The sequence below is a fragment of the Acidovorax sp. HMWF029 genome, assembly GCF_003060895.1.
Lineage (GTDB): Bacteria > Pseudomonadota > Gammaproteobacteria > Burkholderiales > Burkholderiaceae_C > Acidovorax.
The window spans coordinates 1-2,631 of sequence record NZ_QAIH01000322.1; the positions used below are offsets into that span (position 1 = coordinate 1).

Genomic DNA, 2,631 nt, shown 5'->3' on the forward strand with positions numbered 1-2,631 from the left:
GCCATCTGCAGCGTGAAGGTCTGGCCGGTGTCGGACTCGATGCGGAACTCCACCCCCTCGCCGGGTTCAGCGGGCTGGCGCGTGGCCATGCCGCGCAGCAGCAGCTGGCCCGAGGGGTCGCGCAGTGCTATCTCGCGCGAGGGCGGCACAAAAGGCTGGTTGTTTTGTGCCTTCTGCTCCTCGGCCATGCGCCAGGCCCAGCCGACGGTCAGGGTGAGGACGGCGATTCCAGCGACCACGGCGAGCCAGATGCGCAGGTACAGGCGGCGGGAGAAAGGGGTGGAGAGGGGCATGATCGCTCTATGGGCGTCAGCAGTCGGTACGCTGTTGAAATCTGGCGCGACCCAGGCCAGCGGCCGCCGCGCAAGGGCCGCCCCGCCGCGCTGGCGGCGTCCCCCTGAGGGGGAAGGCGCAAAGCGACTCAGGGGGCATGTCTAGTCCTGTTGTTTGGCAAAGACGTAGCCCACACCCCGCACCGTGAGGATGCGGCGCGGGTTCTTGGCGTCGGCCTCGATGGCTGCGCGGATGCGGCCCATGTGCACGTCGATGCTGCGGTCAAACGCCTCCAGCTCGCGGCCCCGCACGGCCTCCATGATCTGGTCGCGGGTGAGCACCCGGCCCGCGCGTTCGGCCAGGGCGACCAACAGATCGAACTGGTACGAGGTCAGGTCGGCCAGCTCGCCCGCCACCGTGACGGTGCGCGCGTCGCGGTCAATCTCCAGCGTGCCAAACCGCAGTACCTGGCTGGCCGCCGCTGCACTGCCACCATCGGTGCGGCGGCGCAGGATGGCGCGGATGCGGGCGAGCAGCTCGCGGGGTTCGAAAGGTTTGGGCAGGTAGTCGTCTGCGCCCAGCTCCAGGCCGATGATGCGGTCCATGGGGTCACCCTTGGCGGTGAGCATGAGCACAGGCACCTGGGATGCGTGGCCTTGCAGCGCGCGGATGCGGCGGCACACCTCCAGTCCGTCCATGTCGGGCAGCATCAGGTCCAGGATCACGAGGTCGGGCAGCGGCCCCGCGTCGGGCCCTTGCAGCTGCGCCAATCCGCTTTTGCCGTCCGCACAGTGCGTGACCTGCAGGCCCGACTGGCCCAGGTACTCGCCCACCATCTGCGCGAGGCGGGCGTCGTCTTCGATCATCAGCAGTTGGGAACTCATGGATTCATGCTCTCCGTAAGGCATCTCGCAGTGTTGTCGCTTCCGTAAAGTTTGGGTAAACGGATTGCTTCAAAATTGATAGCTATAAGCGCTTTTTCATGGCGCGGAAGAGGCTGTTTTGACCCTGGATGCCAGCCACACAAGCACCAGCACTGGCAGCCCCAGCAGTGCCGTCGATGTGAAGAAGTGGGCGTAGCCAAACGCGTCCACATAGTCGCCCGAGAAGCCCGCCACAAACTTCGGCAGCAGCAGCATCATGGAGCTGAACAGTGCGTATTGCGTGGCTGAGTAGCTCACGTTGGTCAGGCTCGACAGGTAAGCGATGAAAGCTGCAGACGCGATGCCGCTGGCCAGGTTGTCGGCCGACACCACGGCAATCAGCGCCGTCACATCGTGCCCGTGGCCCGCCAGCCAGGCGAACAGCAGGTTGCTGGCGGCGCTGAGGATGGCGCCCAGCATCAGGATGCGCATCACGCCAAAGCGCATCGACAAAACGCCGCCCACGAAGGCGCCCGCCAGGGTCATGATGACGCCGTACACCTTGGTCACGGCGGCCACCTCGTCCTTGGTGAAGCCCATGTCCACGTAGAACGGGTTGGCCATGATGCCCATCACCACGTCGCTGATGCGGTAGACGGCGATGAGCGCCAGGATGAGCGCCGCATGCCAGCCGTAGCGGCGCAGAAAATCAGCAAACGGCGCCACCAGTGCGCCCTGGATCCACTCGGCGGCGTTCTTGGCCGGGGGCAGTGCCATCGGCGCAGGCTCGCGCGAGAACAGTACTGTGACCACGCCCACGGCCATCGATGCGGCCATCACCAGATAGGCCGTCTGCCAAGCGCCATTTTGGTAAGCGGCTGCGCCCTGCACAACGGCCTGGCCCACGGCGGGCGCTACCTCGGCACGCGCTGCAATCCACAGCACGCCCGCACCGGCCCAGATCATCGCGAGGCGGTAGCCCGTCTGGTACGAGGCCGCCAGAGCCGCCTGGTGGTTGGCATCGGCCGATTCGATGCGGAAGGCATCGAGCGCGATGTCCTGCGTGGCCGAGCCAAAGGCCACGGCCAGCGCGCACCACACGATGGGCCCGAGCGTATGGCGTGGGTCGGCCAGCGCCATGCCCACCAGTCCCGCCACGATCAGTGCCTGCGACAGCAGCAGCCAGCTGCGGCGGCGGCCCAGCGCGGGGGTGAGCAGCGGGATCGGCATGCGGTCCACCAGCGGCGCCCACACCCACTTGAAGCCATAGGCCAGGCCCACCCAGCTCAGGTAGCCGATGGTGCTGCGGTCGATGCCCGCCTCGCGCAGGCGAAAGCTCAGCGTGCCCAGCACCAGCAGCAGCGGCAGCCCGGCCGCAAACCCGAGCGTGAGCATGCGCAGGCTGGCGGGCTCCAGGTACACGCGCAGGGTTTGCAGCCAGGGCGTGCGCGGGGGCTTGTCGGCAGCGGGGTTGGGGGCGGAAGAAGTGGAGGTG

2 protein-coding genes and 1 pseudogene are annotated in these 2,631 nt (G+C 67.2%); all 3 read right to left on the minus strand.

The window, feature by feature from the left end:
* Window positions 1-293 (minus strand): annotated as a pseudogene (locus DBR12_RS21265) (two-component sensor histidine kinase); the annotation flags it as partial.
* Window positions 294-434: 141 nt separating this feature from the next.
* Window positions 435-1,157, minus strand: coding sequence for a response regulator transcription factor (locus DBR12_RS21270; protein ID WP_108619042.1), 723 nt, complete (start codon window positions 1,155-1,157; stop codon window positions 435-437).
* 96 nt (window positions 1,158-1,253) lie between these two features.
* The gene (locus DBR12_RS21275; RefSeq protein WP_108619043.1) at window positions 1,254-2,573 is read right to left on the minus strand and encodes an MFS transporter; all 1,320 of its coding nucleotides are present in this window, start codon (window positions 2,571-2,573) and stop codon (window positions 1,254-1,256) included.
* Window positions 2,574-2,631 lie beyond the last annotated feature (58 nt).

What these genes read in the sequence shown, in the direction of transcription:
- DBR12_RS21270 (WP_108619042.1), bottom strand. Translation starts at nt 1,157, where the DNA reads ATGAGTTCCCAACTGCTGATGATCGAAGACGACGCCCGCCTCGCGCAG.